At 67.1% G+C, this 4,366-nt stretch carries 5 protein-coding genes; 3 read left to right on the top strand and 2 right to left on the bottom strand.

Annotated features, from left to right (window positions below; all coding sequences use genetic code 11):
• Positions 1 to 131: 131 nt before the first annotated feature.
• On the bottom strand, positions 132 to 560 hold the full coding sequence (locus ACTHMS_RS05285; RefSeq protein WP_440305627.1) for a hypothetical protein: 429 nt from the start codon (positions 558 to 560) through the stop codon (positions 132 to 134).
• Between the two features lie 390 nt (positions 561 to 950).
• Positions 951 to 1,403 carry a hypothetical protein gene (locus tag ACTHMS_RS05280; protein WP_440305626.1) on the bottom strand — a complete coding sequence of 151 codons (453 nt, stop codon included), beginning with the start codon at positions 1,401 to 1,403 and terminating at the stop codon, positions 951 to 953.
• A 1,233-nt stretch (positions 1,404 to 2,636) separates the two neighbouring features.
• On the opposite strand from ACTHMS_RS05280, the gene ACTHMS_RS05275 reads away from it, so the two are divergent.
• The 3 genes from ACTHMS_RS05275 (at position 2,637) to ACTHMS_RS05265 (ending at position 4,339) form a co-directional block, all read left to right on the top strand.
• Complete coding sequence (locus tag ACTHMS_RS05275; protein WP_440305625.1) at positions 2,637 to 2,951, top strand: hypothetical protein; 315 nt, start codon at positions 2,637 to 2,639, stop codon at positions 2,949 to 2,951.
• Between the two features lie 214 nt (positions 2,952 to 3,165).
• Positions 3,166 to 3,750, top strand: a complete 585-nt coding sequence (locus ACTHMS_RS05270) for a helix-turn-helix domain-containing protein (protein ID WP_440305624.1) — start codon at positions 3,166 to 3,168, stop codon at positions 3,748 to 3,750.
• 163 nt (positions 3,751 to 3,913) lie between these two features.
• A complete protein-coding gene (locus tag ACTHMS_RS05265; protein WP_440305623.1) occupies positions 3,914 to 4,339 on the top strand; it encodes an Arm DNA-binding domain-containing protein in 426 nt (141 codons plus the stop codon).
• Positions 4,340 to 4,366 lie beyond the last annotated feature (27 nt).

The following is a 4,366-nucleotide window of genomic DNA, read 5'->3' as shown; positions in this document are numbered from 1 at the left end:
GCCGCCTGATAACAACGTCCCGGGTCACGACATCTAGGCCCCTGTCGTCGCGCGGGTTGTAGGTGATCCGGGGAAGCCGACCGACGACGAATACGGAACCAACGCGCTCTGCTTGATCCACGCGAACAACACTAACGCAGGCGTCCGGTCGCGCAGTCGTCGCGGACGGCGGCGACCCACAAGCCGGTTAGCCCGACGAGGAGCGAGGCGATGACGCTGCCGAGAGTCATCGCCGCGCTGCCGGTGGCGCTGATGCTCGAGGCGTAGGACAACGTCAGCGCCTTATCGTCGAGCGGCACGGGACCGAAGTGATCCGAAGCCTTCGCCAAACTCGCGCACCGATCCACGGTCGCCGGGTCTGCGGCGCCCTCTGCGCAGCTGGTGAGGTATCCCGCCCGAAGGAACATGTCGCCGGCACGGTTCCAGGCCAGGTTGGCGCCGACCAGGCCGAGCAGCAGCGACAGTGCCGCCAGGCCGCCGCCGATGACGCCGCGGCGGATGCGCCGGCGCCTTGTCCTGCTGGCTGTCGGGGCGGACGGGGCGGGTTCGAGGTGATGCATGGCGCGGAGTGTGCACGAGGGGTCTGACAGCAACGGGCCCAGCGTCCAGAGGGTGCGCTCAGCGACCGTTCCACGCTGGCTTCGGGCCGTTGATGCCGCTGTGCGCGGCCGCAACGCCTGAGGCGTCCGCGGACGCCCTCGGCACCCAGACGCCGGAGTTCGGTGTGATCCTGGTGAAGTTGCCCAGCAACCAGCCGTCGATCTCGGACAGCCGTCCGCGCTAAAGAATGTTCGACTCTGCCGCGAGCGGTCCGCCGGACTGCTTGTAGCTGGCCCAGATCGGGGCAGGTGCCCGGGCTGCTGCAACGCAGCCCTCGGGTGCCGACTTGTACGCATGGAATAGCACCCTGCTGCCGAATTCACCTTCGGGCGGGCGCACCTCTTCACAGGCTAGAACTGCGGTTGCGCGTGTTCCGTCGGTGCCTGGAACTGATCCTGCTCAGTCGTCTTGCGGATATGCGCACGCACCCGCGCAATGGCTATCACGAAGTCGGGGCTGGCTTTCCACAGCTGCACCTCGCCTCGTCGACCTTTCCGCCCGTCAGGCGTCGCGCCTGCGTACTGAAGCGCCTTACTGCTGTGGAGCACGTTCATGAAGACGCCATGCTGGCTTGGGTTGGGCTCGACGTCGAGGTCTCCAAACTGGAACGGGACGCCGGTGGCGACTGCGGCCTCAACGGCGTTCAGGGCTCGCAACATCCACGCGGGGTCGCTGTATCCGGCGCGGCCTTCCGGCTTACGGCGAGCGCGGGCGAGCTCAGGCGGACAGGCGACCGGTCCGGTGCCGGTGCGGACACGGTTCGATCCGCAGTCGAGGCAACGCAGCGTCTCATCGATGATCATGGTGATGCTCCCTGGGGGTCATGGTCAGCTACTTGTCCCAGACGCAGACGCTTGCGTCGACCGCCGCTTGAAGACCGTGCGCGGCTGCGCTTTGGTGGGACCCGGCGGTGCTGTCTCGACGGTTGCGCGATGGGCAACGACGCCGCTTGTTGCCGGACAGCGGACGCCGCCTGAGGCAGCTGCAGGCTGGGAGCCGAGGTTTTGCCAGCGGTTACAGGCGGGACGCGTCGGTCATCGACTATCAGAAGGCGCCCAGCACGCGGACCAAAGCGGGCGACATCGTCGCGACCGAGGTCGAGCAGGTTCCCCCTCGATAGCCGGTTGAGGCTGACGCGGGCGGACGGCTTGACGATCGAACGCCGTTCTGTCGCTCCGCGGGCTAGGAATGAGTCCCCACCCGGGGTGACGCCCCGAAGGCACAGCCCGGCATAAGCGGGGTGGGGGCTGCGGCGCACGGCTGGAATACGACGAGGTGACACCCCCGGGGGGTATTGCTACGCGTTTGCAGAGTGTCGCCCGTTGAGGGCCTGGGGGTCGCTCGTCGACGCAAGGCCACCTCCCCGTCTTCGCGAACGACGATGACGGCCGTGGGGGACCGAAGCTCAAGCGTTGGTGCGCCACTGAACAGTCAGACTCAACTCATGCGCGGAATCGGACGGGTCGCGAGCCGGAGCGGCACACGTGGCCGGGCGGCCCGGGCCGAGCGATCGGCGAGGACCCCGATGGGCGGCAACTCTTGTGACGAGCAGCGGCTCAAGATCAAGTCTTCGGCGTCAAATCGCCCGAGGGGGGACTCCGTATCCCGCTGCGCAGATGGCGATATGGCCCGTATTCGCTGGCCTGTAACTGCCCTCGGCGCCACGGTGATCACGTTGGCGGTCACAATCCCGCTGCCAAACCCATCACCAGCGCAGTAGCCGAGCAACGTCACCGCGAAGTCGATCGGTTGCGCGCGAGCCCAGCGGAACTTGTCGGCCAGCGTGGCGCCCGGCTTCCCTCCGCGCCCGCGTGCGTAGGACAGCGCCAGGGGTGTATCGCGCGTCGCTGAGGACAAGCTCATCCCCGGACCCTGCCGGACACATCACCACGCGTCCGAACAAGGCCGTAACCCTTCGGACGATCCCAGCGTTCCTCTTCTTGAAGGCACAGCCCGTTTATGCCCCGGAGGCAGCATCGACCAGTTCCGCAGGGATCCGGCACCCAGCCGAGTCCATGTCGAAAGAAGCCGCCACCATGCTGCCCAACCCCGAGCTCCAGCCGCTGCTCCGACCCGCCGATGTCATCGGGCTGCACCCGACGCTGCGGCGCACCGCTGTGTACGACGCGCTGAAGAAGGGCGAGATTCCCTCGATCGTGATCGGATCGCGCATCTTCATCCCCACCGCGGCCCTGCGAAGGATGCTGCATCTCGACGAGCGCGAGCACGACCCCGGCATTGACTCGGCCGAGCCGAGGCCTGACCAGGGGGCGAAGCCGGACGGCAGGGCGGAGCCGACAACCTCGCCCGGTTCGCGTCGCGGTTCGACTAACGTCGGCGGCCTGGAGTGACAGCCGAAGGTGTCGCCGGTGACATCGACGGCGCGGATAGGTTTTCGCGACTCTCGTTCGAGATGTCTCTAGATGTGGTGGGTCTCGTTCAATGCCCGGAACGCCCGTTCCAGGGGCCTAGGAACATTTATGCACCCGGCCCGGAGACTTTCGGTTCTCCGGGGTGCTGTGCGCGCGTGCCTACTTCGCCCGAAGTCGCCGTCCGGAGCAGTCGATGAGCGCCCTCGACATGGCGATGGACTACCGCGACCTCGAGTTCCTTGGACTGGTCGAGCCCGTCACCTGGGGGAGCCCTGAGCCGACGGCTGACCCAGAGTCGGATTCGGCTCACCCGACTGCGGACCCGATCCGGCAGCGCGGCGTACACCATCGCGCATCGCTACCCGCGCAGACCACTAGGGACGCGCTGGAGACTGCTCCTGACGAAGCCAACACGGCGCCCGATGGCCGGAGGCAACCCACTAAGCGCGTCCACGCCAAGAACGACGGCAAGGGCGCGTTGCCCTTCGCCAAGGTCTCAACCCGCATCGTCCGCGACGCGGCGGTCAGCCCGAACGCACGACTGCTGTACGTACTGCTCGCCACCTACGCGGACATCGAGCACCGCACCTGCTTCCCGAGTAAGCGACTGCTAGCAGGAGACCTTGGTTGCACGACCCGGTCCATTCAGAACTGGACGACCGAACTCGTGCACGCGGGGTACATCGAGGTGGCGCCGCGGGAGCGGAAGGGCGGCGGCCAAAGCTCGAACCTCTACCTCCTGGCGGATCATCACGACGTGCATCCCCGTTCGTCGTGACGAAGCGGAGCAGCCGCCGACGCCGACGCCTTCGCGTTCACCCTGGCTACCGCGAGCACCGATGTGACAGGTTCCGAACGCGCGCGAGCCGCGCCTGCCGATCGACAGGCGTCCAACCCGACCATCTCGTGGCCATCTCAACGACCTGGAAAGCTGGACAACAATGACAACCGGACGTAAGCGTCGCGGACACGGCGAGGGCAGCATCAGCTCCTACCGCACCAACGCCGGCGAGCGGTTCTCCATCGTTTACCGCGCATACGATCCCCGGCAGGGCAAGGTCAGACAGTTCCGGGTCCGCGGCTTCGAGACGCGGCGTGCCGCCCAGGCGACCCTCCGTGAGCGACTTCGCGACATCGCCAACGGCCAACACGTCGCACCCGACACGGAGACGTTGGCCATGTGGGCCGAGCGGTGGCTGGCCGCCGAACGCAACCAAGTTCGGCCGGCAACCTGGTCCTCCTACTCCCGCAACCTCCGGGTTCACGTTGTCCGTGGCCATGAAAAAGTCCCCACTGGTGGCCGGATCGCGGTCCCCACTGGTGGCCAGTTAGAAGTCCCCACTCCTCGCGTGTCCTGCCCAGGGTGAGAGGCCCTGCGCGGTGACGGTGCTGGT

It is taken from the genome of Jatrophihabitans sp. (assembly GCF_051960575.1).
Lineage (GTDB): Bacteria > Actinomycetota > Actinomycetes > Mycobacteriales > Jatrophihabitantaceae > JBQCEE01.
This window is presented reverse-complemented; position numbering and strand designations above follow the sequence as displayed.

Coding starts and splice junctions, on each gene's coding strand:
- ACTHMS_RS05285 (WP_440305627.1), bottom strand. CDS start 560: ATGCATCACCTCGAACCCGCCCCGTCCGCCCCGACAGCCAGCAGGACA.
- ACTHMS_RS05280 (WP_440305626.1), bottom strand. CDS start 1,403: ATGATCATCGATGAGACGCTGCGTTGCCTCGACTGCGGATCGAACCGT.
- ACTHMS_RS05275 (WP_440305625.1), top strand. CDS start 2,637: ATGCTGCCCAACCCCGAGCTCCAGCCGCTGCTCCGACCCGCCGATGTC.
- ACTHMS_RS05270 (WP_440305624.1), top strand. CDS start 3,166: ATGAGCGCCCTCGACATGGCGATGGACTACCGCGACCTCGAGTTCCTT.
- ACTHMS_RS05265 (WP_440305623.1), top strand. CDS start 3,914: ATGACAACCGGACGTAAGCGTCGCGGACACGGCGAGGGCAGCATCAGC.